22 protein-coding genes and 2 pseudogenes are annotated in these 18992 nt (G+C 67.2%); 9 read left to right on the plus strand and 15 right to left on the minus strand.

Annotated features, from left to right (window positions below; genetic code table 11):
• The first annotated feature begins 202 nt into the window (after positions 1-202).
• Positions 203-961 carry a FadR/GntR family transcriptional regulator gene (locus ABIB51_RS05170; protein ID WP_354186114.1) on the plus strand — a complete coding sequence of 253 codons (759 nt, stop codon included), beginning with the start codon at positions 203-205 and terminating at the stop codon, positions 959-961.
• Between the two features lie 10 nt (positions 962-971).
• On the opposite strand, the gene ABIB51_RS05175 is transcribed toward ABIB51_RS05170, so the two are convergent.
• Complete coding sequence (locus ABIB51_RS05175; protein WP_354186116.1) at positions 972-1310, minus strand: YciI family protein; 339 nt, start codon at positions 1308-1310, stop codon at positions 972-974.
• Between the two features lie 88 nt (positions 1311-1398).
• Between ABIB51_RS05175 and ABIB51_RS05180 the strand changes: the two genes are divergently transcribed.
• From ABIB51_RS05180 to ABIB51_RS05190, 3 genes and pseudogenes are all read left to right on the plus strand, one after another.
• Positions 1399-1860 (plus strand): hypothetical protein, encoded by a 462-nt coding sequence (locus ABIB51_RS05180; protein WP_354186118.1) that lies wholly within the window; start codon positions 1399-1401, stop codon positions 1858-1860.
• 25 nt (positions 1861-1885) lie between these two features.
• A complete protein-coding gene (locus tag ABIB51_RS05185) occupies positions 1886-2518 on the plus strand; it encodes an HpcH/HpaI aldolase family protein (protein WP_354186120.1) in 633 nt (210 codons plus the stop codon).
• Between the two features lie 139 nt (positions 2519-2657).
• Positions 2658-3102, plus strand: a pseudogene (locus ABIB51_RS05190) (fumarylacetoacetate hydrolase family protein); the annotation flags it as partial.
• A gap of 128 nt (positions 3103-3230) precedes the next feature.
• On the opposite strand, the gene ABIB51_RS05195 reads toward ABIB51_RS05190, so the two are convergent.
• The 5 genes from ABIB51_RS05195 to ABIB51_RS05215 all read right to left on the minus strand — a co-directional run bounded on the left by ABIB51_RS05195 (position 3231) and on the right by ABIB51_RS05215 (position 6466).
• Positions 3231-3410 carry a hypothetical protein gene (locus ABIB51_RS05195; protein ID WP_354186122.1) on the minus strand — a complete coding sequence of 60 codons (180 nt, stop codon included), beginning with the start codon at positions 3408-3410 and terminating at the stop codon, positions 3231-3233.
• A 111-nt stretch (positions 3411-3521) separates the two neighbouring features.
• Positions 3522-4679, minus strand: coding sequence for an aminotransferase class V-fold PLP-dependent enzyme (locus tag ABIB51_RS05200; RefSeq protein ID WP_354186124.1), 1158 nt, complete (start codon positions 4677-4679; stop codon positions 3522-3524).
• A 116-nt stretch (positions 4680-4795) separates the two neighbouring features.
• Positions 4796-5293, minus strand: coding sequence for an SRPBCC family protein (locus tag ABIB51_RS05205; RefSeq protein ID WP_354186126.1), 498 nt, complete (start codon positions 5291-5293; stop codon positions 4796-4798).
• Between the two features lie 13 nt (positions 5294-5306).
• Positions 5307-5639, minus strand: coding sequence for an ArsR/SmtB family transcription factor (locus ABIB51_RS05210; RefSeq protein WP_354186128.1), 333 nt, complete (start codon positions 5637-5639; stop codon positions 5307-5309).
• 47 nt (positions 5640-5686) lie between these two features.
• Complete coding sequence (locus tag ABIB51_RS05215; protein ID WP_354186130.1) at positions 5687-6466, minus strand: SDR family NAD(P)-dependent oxidoreductase; 780 nt, start codon at positions 6464-6466, stop codon at positions 5687-5689.
• 82 nt (positions 6467-6548) lie between these two features.
• On the opposite strand from ABIB51_RS05215, the gene ABIB51_RS05220 reads away from it, so the two are divergent.
• Positions 6549-7151 (plus strand): TetR/AcrR family transcriptional regulator, encoded by a 603-nt coding sequence (locus ABIB51_RS05220; protein ID WP_354186132.1) that lies wholly within the window; start codon positions 6549-6551, stop codon positions 7149-7151.
• Between the two features lie 72 nt (positions 7152-7223).
• Entirely contained in the window at positions 7224-7766 is a 543-nt protein-coding gene (locus ABIB51_RS05225) for a TspO/MBR family protein (protein WP_354186134.1), read from the plus strand.
• Positions 7767-7789: 23 nt separating this feature from the next.
• Here ABIB51_RS05225 and ABIB51_RS05230 read toward each other — a convergent pair whose 3' ends face one another.
• From ABIB51_RS05230 to galT, 6 genes and pseudogenes are all read right to left on the minus strand, one after another.
• Complete coding sequence (locus ABIB51_RS05230; RefSeq protein WP_354186136.1) at positions 7790-8863, minus strand: NADH:flavin oxidoreductase/NADH oxidase; 1074 nt, start codon at positions 8861-8863, stop codon at positions 7790-7792.
• A gap of 116 nt (positions 8864-8979) precedes the next feature.
• Positions 8980-9372, minus strand: a complete 393-nt coding sequence (locus tag ABIB51_RS05235; protein ID WP_354186138.1) for a M20/M25/M40 family metallo-hydrolase — start codon at positions 9370-9372, stop codon at positions 8980-8982.
• Positions 9373-9533: 161 nt separating this feature from the next.
• Entirely contained in the window at positions 9534-9740 is a 207-nt protein-coding gene (locus ABIB51_RS05240) for a hypothetical protein (protein WP_354186140.1), read from the minus strand.
• Positions 9741-9948: 208 nt separating this feature from the next.
• A pseudogene (locus ABIB51_RS23185) lies at positions 9949-10170 on the minus strand (NAD-dependent epimerase/dehydratase family protein); the annotation flags it as partial.
• 38 nt (positions 10171-10208) lie between these two features.
• A complete protein-coding gene (galK, locus tag ABIB51_RS05250) occupies positions 10209-11396 on the minus strand; it encodes a galactokinase (protein WP_354186144.1) in 1188 nt (395 codons plus the stop codon).
• Positions 11393-12559 (minus strand): galactose-1-phosphate uridylyltransferase, encoded by a 1167-nt coding sequence (galT, locus tag ABIB51_RS05255; protein WP_354186146.1) that lies wholly within the window; start codon positions 12557-12559, stop codon positions 11393-11395. The genes galK and galT overlap by 4 nt, the downstream gene beginning before the upstream one ends.
• A 167-nt stretch (positions 12560-12726) precedes the next feature.
• On the opposite strand from galT, the gene ABIB51_RS05260 reads away from it, so the two are divergent.
• Positions 12727-13533: a DeoR/GlpR family DNA-binding transcription regulator gene (locus ABIB51_RS05260; protein WP_354186148.1), complete on the plus strand. Its 807-nt coding sequence runs from the start codon at positions 12727-12729 to the stop codon at positions 13531-13533.
• Between the two features lie 38 nt (positions 13534-13571).
• Here the strand turns inward: ABIB51_RS05260 and ABIB51_RS05265 are convergent, their stop codons facing one another.
• Positions 13572-13904 carry a sugar phosphate isomerase family gene (locus tag ABIB51_RS05265; RefSeq protein ID WP_354186150.1) on the minus strand — a complete coding sequence of 111 codons (333 nt, stop codon included), beginning with the start codon at positions 13902-13904 and terminating at the stop codon, positions 13572-13574.
• A gap of 347 nt (positions 13905-14251) precedes the next feature.
• Between ABIB51_RS05265 and ABIB51_RS05270 the strand changes: the two genes are divergently transcribed.
• Positions 14252-14524, plus strand: coding sequence for a hypothetical protein (locus ABIB51_RS05270; RefSeq protein ID WP_354186151.1), 273 nt, complete (start codon positions 14252-14254; stop codon positions 14522-14524).
• A 229-nt stretch (positions 14525-14753) separates the two neighbouring features.
• Entirely contained in the window at positions 14754-17090 is a 2337-nt protein-coding gene (locus tag ABIB51_RS05275; RefSeq protein WP_354186153.1) for a putative bifunctional diguanylate cyclase/phosphodiesterase, read from the plus strand.
• An 8-nt stretch (positions 17091-17098) separates the two neighbouring features.
• On the opposite strand, the gene ABIB51_RS05280 is transcribed toward ABIB51_RS05275, so the two are convergent.
• Positions 17099-18478, minus strand: coding sequence for a sensor domain-containing phosphodiesterase (locus tag ABIB51_RS05280; RefSeq protein WP_354186155.1), 1380 nt, complete (start codon positions 18476-18478; stop codon positions 17099-17101).
• A gap of 127 nt (positions 18479-18605) precedes the next feature.
• Positions 18606-18986 (minus strand): hypothetical protein, encoded by a 381-nt coding sequence (locus tag ABIB51_RS05285; RefSeq protein WP_354186157.1) that lies wholly within the window; start codon positions 18984-18986, stop codon positions 18606-18608.
• Between the last annotated feature and the right edge of the window lie 6 nt (positions 18987-18992).

The raw sequence follows: 18992 nt of genomic DNA on the forward strand, positions 1-18992 counted from the left end.
AGATGTTGGTCTCCCGGCGGCTTCCTGCATTGGATGCCTCGGGATGTGTCTCATTGCCTAGTTCGGGAAAGCTGGCACGGCCGGCACTAAGCGTGTGATTAACACCATAAGACCGAACGGTAAATTGGTCAACCGGTTGACATGTTTATTTCTGAAGCTGCTCCTGCTCTCTGCCGCAGGCTCCCGTTGTTAGGCTTTGAGTGTGTCCGCTAACTCCGCCGCTTCGACGGCCAAAATCAGTGCTGCCCTCGGTTCCATGGAACAGGGCTCGGTGGTGTCTGAGGTCGCGGAACGCCTGCTGGCTTATTTCACGAGCGGGGAGATCGCCGTCGGGACCCGCCTGCCGGCGGAGCGCCAGCTCGCCGCCTCTCTCGGAGTCGGCCGCTCGGCGGTCCGGGAGGCGCTGGCCGCCCTGGAGATCCTGGGTATCGTCATTGTCCGGCCCGGCTCCGGAACGTACCTTCGCGACGGCATTTCCGAATTGCTGCCCCGCACCCTCAGCTGGGGCCTCATGCTTGGCGCCCCGCGCACCCGCGAACTGGTGGAACTCCGCGGCGGCCTCGAGGTTCAGGCCTGCCAGCTCGCGGCCCTGCGGATCACCGACGAGGCGCTGGAGCGCATGCGCGGCAACCTTGCCACGATGGAGCACAGCCTCGACGATCTGGGTGCCTTTGTGGAGGCCGACGCCGCCTTCCACCGGGAGATCGCCTCCAGCTCGGGCAACCAGGTCCTCAAGGAACTCCTCCAGAGCATCCGCTCGCTGCTGCGGATCTGGGTGGACCGGGCACTGACGGAGAAGGGCCACGCTGCGGCAGCGCTCGCCGAACACTGGGAGATTTTCCGCGCACTGGAGTCACACGACGAGGCTGCCGTCACGGCGGCGATGCACTCGCACATGAATACGGCGTCCCGGCGCCTGCTGGCCGGCTTCGACGCCGACCAGCCTGAAACCGGCGCCTAGCTGAGTACGGCTAGCTCTGCGGGTCGTACATGAACTCGCGGAGCTCCTGCGAGCAACGGCAGGCCACCGCGATCTTCCTCGCCCACTCGACCGCGTCCTCGCGCGTCGGCAGCTCCAGCACGGTGAACCCGCCCTTGAGTTCGGAGCCCGGATAGATCCCGGTGCTCACCGACCCGTCGGCTGAGACCAGCACGGGATCGACTTCCTCCTCGATCCCACCGCCGAATACGTAGACGCCGGCAGCCTTCGCCTCCTCGATCACAGCATGGGATTCGGCGGAGACGATCGGAAACTCCTCGTCGGTGAGCACCATGGCTTCGCTCGGGAAGGAGATGAGGTATTTTGTCATGTCTCGATGCTGCCCCGCGGGCGGGCCGGACTGCAACGGTTATGGACAGTTGAGGGCAACCCCTCGGCCCCTCCGGGAGCATGCCGGAATGTCGGCTCCTCCCGAAGCGCGAATTCGCCGGAAACCTGCGAGTTCGCTGGAATATTCCGGCGAACGGGCAGCTTTCCGGCGAATTCGGCCGGGCGATGCGATCATCGCCGGCAACATCCCGGGGCCGGGGCTGATCATCAGCGCGGGGGTCATCGCGCTCACCTGGGTGGTCCTCGGCATGCGCGTGCGCATCGACGTCGTCGCCGGACATGTGGTCATTCGCTGCAGGCCGTTCTACACGTCGAAGATCCGCCTGTCCGGCATCCTGGCGGCCTCAAAGACATCAGAAACGACCCTGGCCGACGGGTACGGAGCCCGGGCCGTGGGCGCCAACACCCGGGGTGCGCTCGCCGGCGGCCGTGCCGTTGCCCTGGAAACCAAGACCCGGAAATGGATCGTATCCGCTGAACACCCCGAGGCAGTAGCGTCAAGAATCAACGAGCAGATCGCCCGCAACTGAATGGCCCGGGAAAGGGAAACCGCCAATGAGCGAAGCAACTGTGCACAAACTCCGGGATCGGGAGCGGACCGTGGGTTACTGGTCCGTGCTGGACTCGGCGCTGGCGGCGGAGAAGCTCGCCGGCGTCGGTTACGACTTCATCGTCCTGGACGGACAGCACGGTGCCACGGATTTCCGCGGCTGGCTGGCGGGTCTCGGTCCGCTCCGCGGAACGGGCACCGCCGGCTTCGTCCGGGTCCCGGCGGCGCGTGCCGAGTACATCGGGCAGGCGCTCGACGCCGGCGCGTCCGGGATCATCGTCCCGATGGTCGACACCGCGGCCGAGGCAACGGAAATCGTGCGGGCGTCGATGTACCCGCCCCGCGGCAACCGGTCCTTCGGCCCCATGCGGACGCAGCCCTCGGACGGTAGGGAACTGTCCCAAAGGGATGGGCAGATACTGCGGATCGTCATGATCGAAACCGTGCAAGGACTGGCCGGGGTCGAGGAACTCAGCGCGGTCAGCGGGGTCGATGCCGTGTTCGTCGGCCCCGTCGATCTGTCGTTGGCTGTGGGTGCCAGGTTCCCCGGCGATCCCGATGCGGCCGCCGCCTTCGAGGCGGCTCTCGTACGCATCCGGGCTGCTGCCGACGCGGCAGGGATTGCGAGCGGCATCTAGGTCGGCAGCGGCGAGGACGCTGCCCGCCGCCTGGAGGAGGGATTCACCTTCGTTGCGGTCGCAAACGACCTGTCGCACATGTTGGAGGCAGCCGCCAGTCACCTGGCAGCTGCCCGCGGCGACCTTCCCCGGCACGTCCAACAATGCGTCCGGCGCCTTGGGCCCGCTGATCCGGCTGTTCGACGACGGGTTCAGTCTGGAAACACTGCGCCAGGAGGAGTTCCTGCTGCGTGTCGAGGGCCAGGACGGCTATTCGCTGGAGGGCCGCAGCTCCGTGGCCAGGATCAGCCGGCCGTTCGAAGAACTCGTGGCAGCAACGTTCGGGAAGCACCATCAGTACCCGGACGGTTTCGCGTTGTTTACAGGCACCCTGTTCGCCCCGACCCGGGACAGGGACGAGCCGGGCCAGGGTTTCACCCACCATATGGGCGACGTTGCGACGATCCGCAGCCGCCATCTCGGGCCCTGGTCAACCGCGTGGGCGCCGCGGAAGAGCTGCCGGAAGGTCCTTCGGTCTGCGGCAATTGTTCGACTACCTGCCTGCCCAGCGGCCCGTGCAGGCGTCTGCTGCAGCCGTCATCTAGTTGTACTGCCCGGGTGAATCCTGGATCACCGCCGAGGTAGCTCGCGGTAGTTGCCGTCTTGATCGCTGCGGACGGCAACTACCGATGGGGGGGCGCTTTGTCGTGAAACGTGCCCCGATCAGATCGGATCAGTCTTCGCCGGTGTCCTGCGCTTCGAGGTGTTTCGCCATCGCTTCGCAGGCCTGGTTCCACCGTGCGGCGAGGGCATGCCGGCCGAGGGGCGCGAACATGCTGTTGAGGACGTTTTCAAGTGCGTCGTAGGCGGCGTCCCGTACCCGCTCCTGCGCCGCCGGGCTGTATTCGTTCATGACAGGAATTCGACGCCGGCTCACGCACAGATGGCCGTCCCTGCCGGCTTACTGATTGAGGCACGGTGCCCGCCGTGCTCCGCCGGAAGTCAGCCACTCAGGCGGATCCCATTACCTGACCGTTTTCCGGACCGCCCCGACGGCCTCGATGGCCTGCCGGATGTCCGCCATCCCGTTGTACAGGTGGGGCGAAATCCGCACCCGTTTGTCCCCGGTCCAGGCGAGCACCCCGTGGGCTTCGAGGCCGCGGCGCCACACGCCTTCGTCGTCGACCTCGAACGCGACGATTCCCGCCCGCCTGGCGGGGTCGGCGGGGGTGAGCATCCGCATCCCCAGGGCGTCGAGCTCAGTCCACAAGACGTCAGTCAGTGCCCGCACATGGGCCTCGATCCTGGCCAGTCCGCTGGCGCGCAGGTAGTCGATGCCGGCTCCAAGGATCTGCACGCACAGCGCGGCGGGGTTTCCGAGCTCGAAGCGCCGCCCGTCCCGGACCGGTGTAACCGAGGTGTCCCGGACGTCCGCATCCACCCACACCGCAGAGGTCCAGCCGGATTCCCGCGGCTGCCAGCCAGGCTGCCGGGCAGCGTTGCAGTACGCGATCCCTGCGCCGTGCGTGCCCAGGGCCCACTTGTACCCGCACGCTACGGCGAAGTCAGCCAGCGAAACGTCGAAACCCGCAACGCCCAGGGCCTGGGAGACGTCCACGATCGGCACCGCGCCGCAGGAGTCGGCAATCGCGCGGTATTCCTGCAGATCGATCAGCTCGCCGGTGTAGTAGGAGACCAGGCTGGTCACGATCGCCCGGGTCGAACTGTCCACAGCGTCGGCGAACCTCTGGGGATCCATCAGATGGTCCGGGCTCCGGACCAGACGGATTTCCATGGCCGTGCCGGTCCGCCACGGATACATGTCGGACGGGTATTCCCACTGCGGCATGACGACGTTGCCGCCGGGAACGTCGATGCTGCGCGCCACCATGTTCACGGCCTGCGCCACGTTTTGGGGGAATCCCAGCTCGGACGGCCGGCAGCCGAGCAGGGCCGCCAGCGAGTCGGCGGTCCGCGAAACCTTCGCGTAGATGCGTTCCCGCCCGCCCATCCCCAGGGCCTTGTCGTGCATGAACTCGTTGAAGAGCGCTGCATGGGAGGCGAGCATGGGCGTCTCCCCTGCCGCTGCCAGGTGGCACAGCCCCGGAAGGCCGGCGAAATCGGCCGAACTGACCAGCGGCGGCAACCCCGGATCGGGAACGCCGCGTACCTGCTGGGACATGTTGCCGCACCTCCTCCGGACCCCGGCGGCACGCAGAGAGGACGACGGCGGAAGCTCCCGCCGTCGTCCTCTGCGCGTTGCGCCTCGTCGGGCGGATGCCGCCCCCAGTGGGCCTGTCAGGGGTTGGAGTGCTCCGCGAGGAGGGCGTCGATCTGGCCGGCGGCCTCCTTCATGCCCTCCTCCATGCCCATCTCGACCATCTGGTTCATCTGTTCTTCCGACTCGAACGTGGAGAGCACCGTCATCCGTGTGCGGTCGCCGACCTCTTCGAGCGTGACGGTCGCGTGCGTGATGCCCATCGCCTCGACATGGTCGCCGTTCCCGTCGGCAAAGCCGTCGTCGAACTCCAGCTGGTTCGGAGCCTGGATGGCTGTGATGCGCCACCAGCCTCGTGCCTTCGTACCGTCGGGGCCGGTCATGTAATAGGCCGCCTTCCCGCCACGCTGGAAGTCGAATTGCTCGAAGGTGGCCGGCCAGGTCGGCGGCCCCCACCAGCGCTCCAGCAGCCGCGGGTCCTCCCAGACCTGCCAGACGCGCTTGACGTCAGCGTCGAATTCGGTGACGAGGGTGAAGCTGAGTGCTTCAAGATTCTTGGTGGAACTGACAACAGTCATTGCGGAACCCTTCCTATCCTTCAGCGAGAATGTCTGCAATCTGCTCGGCACGCTGCCGCCAGATCGCCTCGTACTCATCGAGCAGCCGCCGGGCTTTTTGCAGGCCGTCATGATTGCCCCGCACGATCTGCTCCCTTCCGCGCTTCTCCTTGGTAACCAGGGAGGCACGCTCCAACACCGCCACGTGCTTCTGGACGGCGGCAAAGCTCATGGCATAGCGAGCGGCCAGGCCGGAGACGGAATACTCCCCCACCGTCACGCGCCGCACAATGTCCCGGCGGGTGACATCCGCGAGCGCCTGGAACAGGCGGTCGACTTCGGCATCACTCAACTGATCTACAACCATTTGGTTGTAGAATATGACGGCGGCGGAGGAGTGTCAAGGGGTCCCGGCTACAGGGCGGACCAGCCGCCGTCGGAGGCGAGGATGGCGCCGTTGACGTTGGTGCCGTCCTCGCTGAGCAGGAAGGTGATGGAGGCGGCGAGCTGCGCGGCGGTGGCGGGGGCGGGAATGGTGGCGCCCATCAGCGGGCCGAGGCGTTCGGCCGCGAGCTGCGATCCCCAGGTGGCCTCGATATTGGTGATGGTGGCGCCGGGGGCCACTGCGTTGAAGCGCAGGCCCGTCGGCCCGTACATCACCGCGGAGTTCTTGGTCAGGCCGACGACGGCGTGCTTGGACGCGGTGTAGGCGGCCCCGGCGGCGGACCCGCGCAGTCCGGCCTCGGAGGCGACGTTGACCACGGAGCCGGCGCCCGCCTCCAGCATCAGCGGCACCACCGCACGGGTGAGCCGCATGAGGGCGGTGACATTGATCCGGAAGACCCGCTCCCACAGCTCGTCATCCACCTCGTGGATGGGGGCGAAGTTATCCATAATGCCGGCGACGTTCGCGAGGGCGTCGACCCGTCCGCCGGCGGCAACCACAACGGCCGCCACGGTCTCCTCGGTGGAGATGTCCCCGGGCACCGGAACCAGGTCCAGTCCGGCATTGTCCGCAACAAGGGCGTCCAGGCGCTCCTTGCTGATGTCCGCGGCGATGACCCTGCCGCCCTCCCTGGCGATGCGCAGGGCCGTGGCCTGGCCGATCCCGGAGCCCGCCCCGGTGACGATGACGTTTTTCCCGGCAAAGCGGCCCGTGGTGGCGGCTTCCTGCCATGCAGCTTCGATGCCCATGATGTCCTTCCGAACGTTGGAGAGTGTGACCCCGCGAGCTTATGACACCCTGTGTCATTATGTAAGGGTGGATACTGGTGGGATGCCTGAGGAAGACCGGACGCGTGCCGTTCCACGTGCCACCGGGCGCCCGGTGACCATCGATCCGGACGCCGTGGCCGGCGTCGCGCTGCGGCTCTTCGCCGAACGCGGCTACGAGCAGACCTCGATGGAAGACATTGCCCGCGAGGCGGGAATCGGCAGGAAAAGCCTCTACCGCTATTTCGCCAGCAAGGCCGATCTCATCTGGGGCGGGATGGACCCGGTGGTGGAGGCCTCCGGGCTTGTCCTGGCGGGCTCCCGGCCCCACGGCGCTGACGGGGACGTCCTGTGCCGGCTGAGGGCGGCCGCCCTCGCCGGGGCGGCGGTGATCCCTGACCTCGCCGTGACGCGCGGACGCCTGCGCCTGATCGCCGAACACCCCGAACTCGCGAGCCGGAGCTACGCCTCGCTGGCACCCCAGCGCGAACGCGCCCGGCTCCACCTCACGGCCGCCGGCGTCGAGGAAGGCACCGCCGGATACCTGTGTGCCGCGTACATCGGGGCCACCTTTGAAGCGTGGACACGATGGGCGGCCGGAACGGACCCGGATCCGGCGCCGTATCTGCTGGCGGCCATGGACGTGTTGCGGCTCCCGCAGGCCTGACTGGAACCGCGGCGGCGGGAGATCCCGCCGTCGCAGTTTGACGGACCGCCCAGGCTCGACCAAGGTGGGTCAGTGCAAGAGAATGTTGAACTAAGCGTCCCGGGCTCGTCGCGCCCGGCCAGACGCCCGTGGCCGCGGCAGCTGGCCGCGTTGCTCGGCTTCCTGGCGTTGTCCTGGGCCGTGTCGGCGCTGGGCTCCGTTCCGATCATCCTGAACAGCAACGGCTGGTACGCCGCCGCGGACAAGGCGCCGTGGACACCGCCGGGGTGGATGTTCGGCTCGGTCTGGGCAGTACTGTACGCGGCGATGGCCGTGGCAGCGTGGCTCGTGTGGCGCCAGCGGTCGCTCCCCCGGCGGGATGCGCTCACCGTGTACGGGCTCCTGCTCGTGCTGAACCTGGCGTGGCCGCTGGCGTTCTTCGGCATGTACCCGATGCTGGGGACCGCCGCCTTGTGGCTGGGACTCCTGGTGATCGGAGCGCACGCCGTGGCTGCGATCATCACGGTCCTCCGCTTCGGCCCCATCAGCACCACAGCCGGGCTGCTCATGCTGCCCTACGTCTCGTGGCTGGTGTTCTCGGCGAGCCTGAACGTCTACGCCGCCGTGAACAACTGAAGAGTCGCATCGATTGGCTGGAATTACAGGGCGCGGTGGTACTGACTCGGCCAGTATTCCTTCGGCCGGCCGCCAGCCAGTCGGAGCGCATAGTAGGGGTCGAGCAGCAGCGCCCTTCCGACGATCACGGCATCGACGCTGGATGTCTCGAAGACGGTCCGGAGCAGGTCAGGGTCCGCCATTTGCCCCACCGGGGCCACGGCGATTCCCGCGGCTTCCTTGAGCGATTCCGCGAAATCCAGGTTCAGGCCCTTCCTGTTCGGCGGCGGGGCGTCCGCAGCCAGGGCCCCGGATGTCACGTCGAGCAGATCGATCCCCAACCGGCCCAGGCGCTGCGCAAACACCTTTGCCTCGTCAAGGCTGATGCCGCCCTCGATCCAGCCCGTTGCGGTCATCCGGACAAACACGGGTTTCTCCGGCGGGAAGGCCTCACGCACGGCCTTCGCGACCCGCAAGGGGAGTCGCATCCGGCTCTCCAGCGGTCCGCCGTGCTCGTCCTGGCGGGCGTTCGAAACCGGGGACAGGAACTGATGGAGCATGTACCCGTGGGCCGCATGGATCTCCACCACGTCGTACCCGGCGTGGTGGGCGTTCACCGTGGCGGCGACGAACGCGGAAACGACGCCGTCAATGTCCGCGGCAGTCATTTCAACGGGCGTGGTCAGTTTGCCGAAGGCCCGGGCGGAGGGGGCCAGCGGCAGCCATCCCCCGCCCTGGACCGGGACCGCGCTGTTCTGCCCGCTCTGGACCCAGGGCTGCCTGTGTGAGCTCTTCCGGCCCGCACTGTTGAGCTGTACTGCGGCGACGGACCCCAGTTCCTTGATCTGGGCGGCAAGCATCCGGTGCCCCGCGACTTGCTCCGCGCTCCAGATGCCGAGGTCATTGGGCGTCGTCCGGTGCCGGGGCCCGACGGCTGTGGACTCCACCATGATCATTCCCGCGCCGCCGACGGCCCGGGAACCATAGTGCACGCGGTGCCAGTTGGTGGGCACGCCGTCCTGACCGGCAGAGTACTGGCACATCGGCGACATCCAGACCCGGTTGGCAATTTCGACTCCGCGCAGCTTCAGCGGCTCAGCAAATCTTCCGCGATCCATTCCGATCCATTCTCCACATCAAGTGTCCTGGCCGACGAGGTTGTCGGCCCTGTGGTGATGCACGACGACGACGACGGGCGGCGGTTCCGCGGAGCCGCCGCCCGCCGTCGGACTTCTCACCCGGCAGCCGCTCCCACGACAGCGCCGATGCTTCGCTCCGGAGCCTCTGCTAGGGCAGTCAGCAGCCCGGCTGCAAGGCACGTCCGCTCGAGCATGCCGTCGATGCTGATCCATTCGTTCCGGGCGTGTGCGCCGTCGCCGACTGCACCCAGTCCGTCGAGGACCGGCAGGCCGAGCGCCGCAGCGAAGTTGCCGTCACTGGCACCGCCAACCGATGTCTCGGCGCGTGGAAATCCAAGCTGGTCGGCCACGTATGCCGCTTTGGCGAACAGCCGTGCCGTCTGCGCTGACCGGGCCATGACCGGCCGGTTCCAGTCGCCGCTGACGCCCGGGGTGGCGCTGGGATTGCGTGCCGTCAAACCGTCCAGCACCGCGTTGATGCGCTGCACCTCCGTTTCGGAGGAGACCCGGACGTCGATGTCTGCTGTCGCGGAGCCGGCATTGACGTCCGTCCGGGTCCCTCCCCCTTTTCGAGGTCCGTTTCACCGTGCAGCTGTGCGATCACGCGGGCGATTTCATCGATGGCGCTGGCGCCCGCTTCCGGGTCAAGTCAGGCATGCGCCTCCTGTCCGGTGGCTTTGACCTGGAAGATGCCCACGCCCTTCCGGGCGGTCTTCAGGGCTCCCCCCACGCTGGCTTCAAACACGAGGACGGCGGCGCCGCGGACCACTTCAGCCTCGATGACCGGCCTTGACGACGGGCTGCCCACATCCTCATCCCCGTTGAGGACCAGCCGCAGGTTCGGGCGGGGAATCAAGGGCGAGCAGCTGCTTCTTCGCGGCGTACTCGGGGTACTTCGCGGGTTGGCCTTGGTGAAATCGTCCGCGCACTGCTGGTAGGCCGGGAGCTAGTTGGCGTCCCAGAGCCAGTAGTTGATTTCGCCCTTGGACTCGGTGGATGCCGGGCCGGACCCGCCGCAGGCGGACAGGGAGAGGGCGATGGCTGCGGCGGCAGCGACGGCGCCGAGGGTCTTCTTTGTTCGGGATGCCCTGCGGGTCCTCGCCGATCCGGCCGGAGGGGTGCGCGCCGACCGGGTTGAAGTAGCGCAGCAGCGCGATGTGCCAGCGCAGGTCCGCGGCGCCGAGGTCCGCGAGGATGTCCTCGACCTGTTCCTTGGTCCGGCCGTAGGGGTTGTTCGCGCCGATCTCCATCTTTTCCAGGTACGGGCTGGGGTTGTGCTCGCCGTGCGAACCGATGTAACCGGTGCCGCCAGTAACCAGAATTCTCATGCGATGCGTTCCGCCCCTGCCGCCGGCGTGACGGTGAAGATGTCCGGCCGGGTGAACCCTGCGTCGGCAAACGCCCGGAGGACGGCGTCCCGGACCTGCTGCTCGTCCTGCACCGGGGTCAGGGCGATGGCCGAGCCGCCGAAGCCGCCGCCGGTCATCCGGGCACCGATGGCACCGTGGGCACGGGCAGTGTCCACGGCGAGGTCGAGTTCCGGGCAGGAGATCTCGAAATCGTCCCGCATGGAGACGTGGCTGGCATCGAGGAGGCTGCCGATGTGCGCCGGCCCCTGGGTCCGCAGGACGTCCACGGTCCGCAGCACGCGGTCGTTTTCGGTGACGATGTGGCGGACCCGCCGGAAGGTCACCGGATCGAGCAGCCCGCTGGCCTCCTCGAGGTCCTCGACGGCGACATCACGCAGGGCCTTGGCGCCCAGGACGTCGGCGCCGAGCTCGCAGGACGCGCGCCGGGAAGCGTAGCCGCCGTCGGCGTGGGAATGCGAGACTTTGGTGTCGATGACCAGCAGCACGAGCCCGGCTTCCGGGGTCTCGAAGGGTACGAGTTCCACGGCCTGGTCCCGGCAGTCGAGGAAAACGGCATGGCCGGTGGCCCCGTGCAGGGACGCCGACTGGTCCATGATGCCGGTCGGTGCGCCGACGAACGCGTTTTCCGCATGCTGGGTCAGCCGGACCATTTCCTCAGCCGAAAGCTCGGCCCCGGTGAGCTCGTTGAGGGCCGTGATGACGGCGCATTCAATCGAGTGCGAGGAGGACAACCCGGCCCCGAGCGGCACATCGGAGTCGAGCAGGAGGTCGAAGCCGGGGATCTCGATGCCGTGCTGCTGCAGGGCCCAGACCACACCCAGCGGGTATTTTGCCCAGCCCGTGACGGTGCCCGGTATCAGGGCGGCCGCGTCGGCCTCGACGAGCTCCTGGTCGCCGAAAGTGGACAGCAGCCGGATAGTGCTGTCCTTGCGGACGGAATCGCTGCGGAGCCGGACCGCAGTCCTGGCGCGTTTGTCGATGGCGAAGGGCAGCACGAAGCCCTCGTTGTAGTCGGTGTGCTCGCCGATCAGGTTGACCCGGCCGGGGGCGGCCCAGACGCCGTGCGGGGCTGCGCCGAAGGTGGCCTCGAAGCGGTCCGCCAGGCTGCCGGCTTGGGCGTCGGTGCGTGTTGTCGGGTTCATGCGGGGGCGCCTTCCGGGGCCAGAGTGGCGGGAGCGAGGGTTGCGGGGCTCGCGACGCCGGCCCGCTCGCCGGCCACTTCGCGCAGCCGGGCCGCGACGGATTCGGGGGTGGTGTCGTTGATGAAGGCGCCCATGGCGGCCTCGGAGCCGGCCAGGTACTTGAGCTTGTCCGCGGCGCGGCGGGGCGAGGTCAGCTGGAGATGCAGCTGACCGGCGCGGCGCAGGGCCGGGTCCAGCGGAGCCTGGTGCCAGGCCGCGATGTACGGGGTGGGCGTCGGGTACAGGGCGTCGAAGCGCTTGAGCAGTTCGGGGTAGAGATCCGCCAGTTCATCGCGTTCCGCCCCGTTCAGGGCGGCCAGGTCCGGAACCTGGCGGTGCGGGACGAGGTGGACTTCCAGCGGCCAGCGGGCGGCGAAGGGGACGTAGGCGCTGAAGTGTTCGCCTTCGAGCACCATCCGGCTGCCGTCGCTGCGTTCTGCCTGGAGCAGGGATGAGGTGAGCGTTGCCGTGCCGCCCGAGTTGTCGAAATACTCGCCGGCCGCGGCGGCCAGGACCGCGGCGCGGGGCGTCACGTAGGGGTAGGCGTAGATCTGCCCGTGCGGATGGTGCAGGGTGACGCCGATTTCCGGTCCGCGGTTTTCAAACGGGAAGACCTGCTGGATGCCGGGCAGGGCGCTGAGGGCCTCGGTCCGCTGGGCCCAGGCGTCGACCACCGTCCGGGTGCGCCGCCAGCCAAGTTCGGCAAAGGATCCGGTGTGTTCGGGGGTGAAGGCCACCACTTCGCAGCGTCCCACCGCGGGTGCCGTGGTCCCCCAGGCCGGTGCCGAGGGGATCTCGCTCGTGTCCGGGCCGAGCGAGGGGAACCGGTTTTCGAAGACGGCCACGTCGTAGTCCGGCGCCGGAATTTCTGTCTGGTTGGCCGGCGTCGTCGGGCAGATGGGGCACTGGTCCGCCGGCGGCAGGTGGGTGCGCGACTGCCGGTGCGCGGCGACGGCCACCCATTCCCGGCTGAGCGCATCGAAGCGCAGCTGGCCGGGCTCGGGGCGGGCAGGCAGATCCCGGTGGTCCACCAGGGATTCCGCGGGGCGCTCGGCGGACCCCGCGTCGTCAAAGTAGAGGATCTCCCGGCCGTCGGCCAGCCTGGTCATCGTGGTTCGCGTCATGGTTCTATTTGTACATGAGAAAACATTTTCAAACAATAGAGCACATAATGAATCAAAATGTTGGTCTGTTCAGTGCACGCGGACGTTAGGATGTGCAGGAGGAAGCTTGCCGAGTCGCCGCCGCCCGCTCCCCCACGTTTCCGCCAGCACACCACGAAGGACGCAGAATGCTAGCCGCAGCCCGCCATTCCGCCATCATCGCCGAGGTCCAGCGCGAGCGGATCGTCCGGGTCGCGGACCTCGCTCAGATGCTGGGTGTATCCCTCATGACGGTCCGGCGGGACATCGAAGCCCTGGACGTCGCCGGCGCCGTCGAGAAGATCCACGGCGGGGCCAAGCTGCCCGGCGGCGTGAGCACCCACGAGCCCGGGTTCGAGCTGAAGGTGACGCAGCTGCAGGATGAGAAGATGGCGATCGCGCACGAGGCCGCGGCACAGGTGCGCGAGGGCATGGCGGTGGGGCTCAGCGCGGGCACCACCACCTGGGCGCTGGCGCAGCTGCTGTCCGCCGGACCCCGGATCACGGTCGTCACCAACTCGGTGCGCGTCGCCGATGTGTTCCACCAGAGCGCGTCCCCGTCCACGGTGATCCTCACCGGCGGCGAGCGCACGCCCTCCGATGCCCTGGTGGGTCCACTCGCCACCTCGGCCCTGAAGCAGCTGCACCTCGACGTGCTGTTCCTCGGCGTCCACGGCGTTGACGCCGACGCCGGGTTCACCACGCCGAACGTGCTGGAGGCCGAAACGGACCGCGCCTTTGTGGCGGCGGCCCGCCGCGTGGTGGTGCTGGCCGACCACACGAAGTGGGGAACCTTCGGCATCAGCACCATCGCCGGCCTGGAGGAAGCCGACGAGCTCATCAGCGACGAAGGGCTTCCCGGCGAGGCCCGGCGGATCCTCAGTGAGCGCGTGGGGCGGCTGCGCCTGGCTGGCGGCGGAGCCTCCGCGGCAGCTGAGGACGCCCAAGCCGGCTAATATTCCCGCCCCGCCCGACGCGGAGCCGGATCCAGCACCTACAGGACGGCCGCCGCCGCCCGGTCCAGGACCACGGCTACCCGGGGGTGGAGCTGCAGCAGCGACGCCGGGAAGTCCTCCGTCACGGGTACCCGCAGTGCCCGGTTGATCGCCTGCGCCTTGCGCGGACCATGGGCGATCAGGAGCAGGTGCCGTGCCTCGAAGATCGTCGCCAGCCCCTGGGTGACCGCCCGGGTTCGGGACGAGAACGGCGAGCCCGGCTCGTTGAAACCGATGTGGCCGTTGGATCCGATGCCCAGGATCTGCAGGTCGATCCCGCCTGCAGCCAGGATCGCGGCTTCGTAAGCGTCGCCGGCGTGGCCCTCATCCACCGGGTTGCCGTCGGGACGTGGACCAGCCGCGGCGTCAGGCCAAGCGGCTCAACCACCTGTGACCGGATGACGGTGGCGTAGCTTTGCGGGTGCCCGGCCGGCAGTCCGATGTATTCGTCCAGGGCGAAGGCGGCAACCGCGGCGAGGTCGACATCCCGCAGTGCCAGTGCCTCATACAGCGGCAACGGCGAGGAGCCGGTGGCGAGTCCCAGGACGGCCGCGGGGTTGCTGCGCAGGGTCGAACCAATGAACCAAATAATTCGGAATGGTGAGACTAAGAACGCCTTTTGGATACTCCTTAGCGTCCTTTCGCTGCCGGAGTCGTTATCATCGGCCTTGCCGAGGGGATGATTCTGCTCGGAGCGGCAATCGCACTCCCGGTTGTCATCATCGGCCTCACAGTTCTGCATGGACAGTTCAGAAAAGACGTCATGCGCAGCCTCTCGGCTGCGTCACCGGGCATCGGCATCACGGCGGCCACCGTCGTTGCAGTTGCCGTCTTGCTGCGCGGTACAGATTCAGCGATTTGGGCTGTACCTGTGCTGGCCGCCTGTTCCTCAGCGGGCCTTTATGTGTGGTTGCACCGCCATGGCCGTTATGACGAGTCCGCTGCAGTCTGACGCCTGAACGCCGGTCCGGCCGCGGAGCCGCCCGTTTCCAGCGACAGAACCTGCCACCTCAGTCCGGAGGATGACCTTCTTCCGGGTGGTTCCGCGCGTCGTTGCCCCGTGACGTTGAGCTGCATCGTCGTTACTGCATAGTGGACTGTGCAATCGATCGGCTCCACGTTCAGGTGGCCGGTTGCTGTCCTCGAAAAGCGATGGCAGGCCAGGAACGGGATGGAGATCGATGGTTACCGAAGAGCCCGCTGGCCGGCGCGGTTTCCCCGGGATAGACAGGCGTCATTCCCGGTTGTGGAGCTACGGACTCTTAACTGTGGCCGGGGCCTATTCGGCCGGACTCGCCTTTCGGCAGGATGAGGACTTCAGCCCATTGGTGGACGGATTCCTCGACCTGCTCACGGTATGGCTTCCCGCTGCAGTCGGGTGGTTGATAGTGCACCGCACGAAGCGCCGGCGGCCGGAGATCTTCCTCGCCGCGGCCGCATTGACCTGCCAGGCTGCCGGTGAAACCTATTACGTGTACAAGTCTGCCGCCGGCGAGGACGTGCCCCTGCCCTCCCCTGCCGACGTCGGCTACACAGGCTTCTATGTGTTCATGCTGGCCACGTTGGCCGTGGTTATCCGCCGCCGCCTGCCCGACATGACGTGGCCCGTCGTCCTCGACAGCGCCGTCGGAGCCCTTGGGGCCTCCGCCATCCTCGGGATCCTTCTGGAGCCCATCCTGAACTCCGTCCTCGACGGCCCGCGTTCCCTGGCCATGGCTCTCGGCGCCGCCTATCCCCTGTTGGACCTGCTTTTGGTGGCAGCAGTGATTGGCATTGCAGCGAGCACAGGGCGCAGCATCGGACGGGGATGGGGCCTGCTGGTCATGGGCCTGCTCACGTTTACCGGCGCCGACGTCGGCTATGCCCTGCTGGAGCTGAACCGAGTCTACGTCGTCGGAACCACCTTGGACGCTTTCTGGGCCCTGGGCATCGCCCTGATCGGCATCTGGGTAGTCATGCAGGGCCGCAATGACGACGCGCCCGGCAACAAGAAACTGCGCGTCCCGTCCCAGGCCGTTCCTGCCCTGGCGACGGTCGCCAGTTTAGTGGTCTTGATTTTGGGGACCCAGGTGCGTGTGGCCCTGCTCGCCGTTTTCCTGGCCAGCCTGACGCTGTCGCTGGCGGCGCTGCCGCTGGTTTTCCGGCAGCGGATCCGGCTGGCCGACCTGCAGCGCCAGGCACGGACTGATGAGCTGACGGGGCTTCCGAACCGGCGGGCCCTCTACGCGGACGTGCCGAGTCGCCTTGCCTCAAACGGTCGACGGCGCAGTGCGGTGCTCCTGCTGGACCTCGACAAGTTCAAGGAGATCAACGACAGCCTCGGCCACGATGTGGGCGACACCCTCCTCACCCAGGTCGCCGCCCGCCTATCCGGACAGCTTCGGCCCGCAGACCTGCTGGCACGAATGGGAGGCGATGAGTTCGTCATGCATGTCGATAACTGTGGAACCGAGGAAGCGCAGGCCGTGGCCCTGAAGTTGAGGGCTGCTCTGGCCGAACCCTACGATCTGGGCAGTGTCACCGTCCATGTCAACGCCAGCATTGGAATCTCGTGCTACCCGGACCAGGGGCAGGACCTGGCGATGTTGCTGCGCAGGGCTGACATGGCGATGTATACGGCGAAATCGACGCACAGCGGCCACTTCGTCTACGACGGCGGGGAGGCCATCTCCGGCCCGAACCCGTCCCACACCGTGCAGGTGCTCAACGAGGCCCTGAGCCAGGACCAACTGCTCCTGCACTTCCAACCAAAGATCGATCTGGACACTGGGCACGTCCGGGGTGTGGAGGCCCTTGTCCGCTGGCAACACCCGGACTTGGGGCTCCTGCAGCCCGACGATTTTCTGAAGCGGTTCGAGGAAGCCGGGCTCATGCCGGGCCTGACGGGCATCGTCCTGGGCAAGGCCCTGGACCAGGCGGCAGCCTGGTCAGCGGAGGGCCGGCCGCTGACGGTGGCGGTGAACCTCTCCGCACCATCAATCATCGACTCCGGCCTGCCGGACCAGATTGACGCCATGACCTCAGAGCGAGGGCTGTCCCCCTCCGTCCTCGTACTCGAGATCACGGAAGACGTTTTGGTGGCTGACCGCGACCGTGCCTACAGGGTGCTGTCCGCGCTGCGCGATATGGGCGTCCGGATCGCCGTCGACGATTTCGGCAAGGGGTACAGCTCCTTGTCCTACCTGCGGGAACTCCCCATCGACGAGCTCAAACTCGACAAGTCCTTCATACTGTCCATGACCGATGACTCCCGCGCCACGGCACTGGTGGTTTCGACCATCGACCTGGCGCACAGCCTGGGACTGGACATGACCGCCGAAGGAGTCGAAGACGCGGACGCCTACCGCGCCCTCAGCGACTACGGCTGCGACGTGGCTCAGGGCTTTTTCATGTCAAAGCCCGTCCCCGCCGCGGAACTGGACGCATGGCTCGCTGACCGCCGTCAACAACCGCAGGCAGGCCCCTTTTCCATTCTCTGTCCGGACCCGGCGGCCGAAAGCGCGCGCCCCCGACCCTGACGGAGGGATTAGTGGCCGCTGACTGTGTCGCGGGAGGGACTTGAATGCGGAACATCGTGCCACGTGGCCCATTCGACGGGGTCGACGGTCGGTCTGCCGAGAAAATAGCCTTGTCCGGCGGTCATCCCGAGCCCGGTGACGGCGCTCAGTTCCGCCTCGGTTTCGATTCCCTCCGCGGTCAGTGTGGCGCCGATCTGGCGGGCGAATTCCGCCAGCGCGGCGCCGAGGGCATGCTGGCCCTGGTCATCGTCGATCCCGGTGATCAGGCTGCGGTCGAGCTTCATGATGTCGGGCCGGATGTGCAGGACGTGCCGCATGGAGGCGAAGCCTGACCCGGCGTCATCGACCGCGACGCGCAGTCCGCGCTGCCGCAGCGGCTTCAGCACCGCGAGCAGCGGGCCGTACTCGGACACTTCGAGCCGCTCCGTCAGCTCCAGGACAATTCGGTCCAAAGGAACACCTGTCTCTTTAAAGACACGCGGGAGCCGAGGATCCAGGCAGCTCGCCGGGGAGACGTTCAGTGCCACATAAACACATGCTGGCAAGGATTGGGCTGCCTTGAGTGCCGAATGGAGCGCGGCGAACTCGAGATCCTCACCGAGTCCCACGGCGGCAGCTTCGGTGAACCAGAATTCAGGGCCGGCCCCGTCGTCCCCGACAAACCGTGACAGTGCTTCGACCCCGATGACGTGGCCTGCGGCCAGGCTGTGGATGGGCTGGAACGCTGTCAGCAGCTGGCCTCCGTCAATCATTGTCCTGATGCGGGCCCGGCTGCGTGCGGCCGCTGCTTCCTGCGCGGTCTTGGGCTGGACGAGCCTGCTGGTCCCCTGGAAGCCGCCCGTCTGCCCGTCACCGGACGTTCGTGCCGTGGAGACCGCCTCCATCCAGACTGCACTGCCGTCCCGGTGCCGGCAGCGCGCCACGACCCGTCCCTTGGACTGGGCCGACCCCTGGAAAACGCCCTTGGCCTTGGCGAGATCGGCCAGATCGATGACCAGGCTGCAATGGTTGCCGACAAGCTCTGACGGCGAATACCCAAGCAGGCCCAGGCTGGTGGGGCTGGAGAACGTGAAATTTCCCTGGCCGTCCACGACCCACAGCCATTCCCGGCTGGTACTCAGGACCGTGTCAATCAGCTGAGCTGCGTCCCCCGCCCGGAGCTTCTCCACGCGGTGACCTTCGCGGAACCGCCAGGCAAGAAGGCCGGCCATGACAATCGGCATCAGAGTCAACAATGCGGCCAGCAACTGCGCCCCTGGATGGTCCAACAACCCCGTCGGATCCACTATCAGCACCGCGCCGGCCGTCAGTGCGAAGACCACCTGGACCGCCAGCACACATGCCAGAACGTCCCGTACGCGTGGCCTGCCCGGTTCTCTATCTGCCATTTCCGCACCCCCTTGCTGGTCGAACAGATGGTAACCCGCGATGCGGTATCGGTTCCTCACCGACCCGGGTCCGGTGCGGAAACTGCAGAACACCTGAGCCTCTGCGGGACAGGAAGGGAATTGGCCTCTACCAGTCCGAGTCCTCTTCCCCTTCTTTCAGGACGGCGTCCACGAATTCAGCGGGCAAGGGCAGGCCGTTTGACGGGTAGAGGAACAGGGCCAGCGAGGTGGAATCGGCTGTGGTCAGGAACATTTCAATGGGCGCTGTCCGGCCCGCGGTTTCAAGGATCAGCGTGAAGCCGTGGGTCCCCATGCTCGGGACAAGTGTCCATCTCTCGAGGGCCGGCGCGATGTCCTGATCCATCACTACGTGGTCTCCACAAAGGTCCCAGTGGGCACCGCAGTCCATCTTCGCCTTGTGCGCGGCACAGACGTCGATGTCGAGGAAATCGGCCGATCTATGCCCGGCCACCACGACGGCGGAGCCGGGATTCTGGCATCGGAGCACGGAGCA

This window comes from Arthrobacter sp. UYCu712, assembly GCF_040547005.1.
In the GTDB taxonomy this organism is placed as follows: domain Bacteria; phylum Actinomycetota; class Actinomycetes; order Actinomycetales; family Micrococcaceae; genus Arthrobacter.

What these genes read in the sequence shown, in the direction of transcription:
- galK (WP_354186144.1), bottom strand. Translation starts at nt 11,396, where the DNA reads ATGAACCCGACAACACGCACCGACGCCCAAGCCGGCAGCCTGGCGGAC.
- ABIB51_RS05195 (WP_354186122.1), bottom strand. Translation starts at nt 3,410, where the DNA reads ATGAACGAATACAGCCCGGCGGCGCAGGAGCGGGTACGGGACGCCGCC.
- ABIB51_RS05200 (WP_354186124.1), bottom strand. Translation starts at nt 4,679, where the DNA reads ATGTCCCAGCAGGTACGCGGCGTTCCCGATCCGGGGTTGCCGCCGCTG.
- ABIB51_RS05185 (WP_354186120.1), top strand. Translation starts at nt 1,886, where the DNA reads ATGAGCGAAGCAACTGTGCACAAACTCCGGGATCGGGAGCGGACCGTG.
- ABIB51_RS05275 (WP_354186153.1), top strand. Translation starts at nt 14,754, where the DNA reads ATGGTTACCGAAGAGCCCGCTGGCCGGCGCGGTTTCCCCGGGATAGAC.
- ABIB51_RS05260 (WP_354186148.1), top strand. Translation starts at nt 12,727, where the DNA reads ATGCTAGCCGCAGCCCGCCATTCCGCCATCATCGCCGAGGTCCAGCGC.
- ABIB51_RS05210 (WP_354186128.1), bottom strand. Translation starts at nt 5,639, where the DNA reads ATGGTTGTAGATCAGTTGAGTGATGCCGAAGTCGACCGCCTGTTCCAG.
- ABIB51_RS05230 (WP_354186136.1), bottom strand. Translation starts at nt 8,863, where the DNA reads ATGGATCGCGGAAGATTTGCTGAGCCGCTGAAGCTGCGCGGAGTCGAA.
- ABIB51_RS05270 (WP_354186151.1), top strand. Translation starts at nt 14,252, where the DNA reads ATGATTCTGCTCGGAGCGGCAATCGCACTCCCGGTTGTCATCATCGGC.
- ABIB51_RS05220 (WP_354186132.1), top strand. Translation starts at nt 6,549, where the DNA reads ATGCCTGAGGAAGACCGGACGCGTGCCGTTCCACGTGCCACCGGGCGC.
- ABIB51_RS05205 (WP_354186126.1), bottom strand. Translation starts at nt 5,293, where the DNA reads ATGACTGTTGTCAGTTCCACCAAGAATCTTGAAGCACTCAGCTTCACC.
- ABIB51_RS05180 (WP_354186118.1), top strand. Translation starts at nt 1,399, where the DNA reads ATGTCGGCTCCTCCCGAAGCGCGAATTCGCCGGAAACCTGCGAGTTCG.
- ABIB51_RS05215 (WP_354186130.1), bottom strand. Translation starts at nt 6,466, where the DNA reads ATGGGCATCGAAGCTGCATGGCAGGAAGCCGCCACCACGGGCCGCTTT.
- ABIB51_RS05175 (WP_354186116.1), bottom strand. Translation starts at nt 1,310, where the DNA reads ATGACAAAATACCTCATCTCCTTCCCGAGCGAAGCCATGGTGCTCACC.
- galT (WP_354186146.1), bottom strand. Translation starts at nt 12,559, where the DNA reads ATGACGCGAACCACGATGACCAGGCTGGCCGACGGCCGGGAGATCCTC.
- ABIB51_RS05280 (WP_354186155.1), bottom strand. Translation starts at nt 18,478, where the DNA reads ATGGCAGATAGAGAACCGGGCAGGCCACGCGTACGGGACGTTCTGGCA.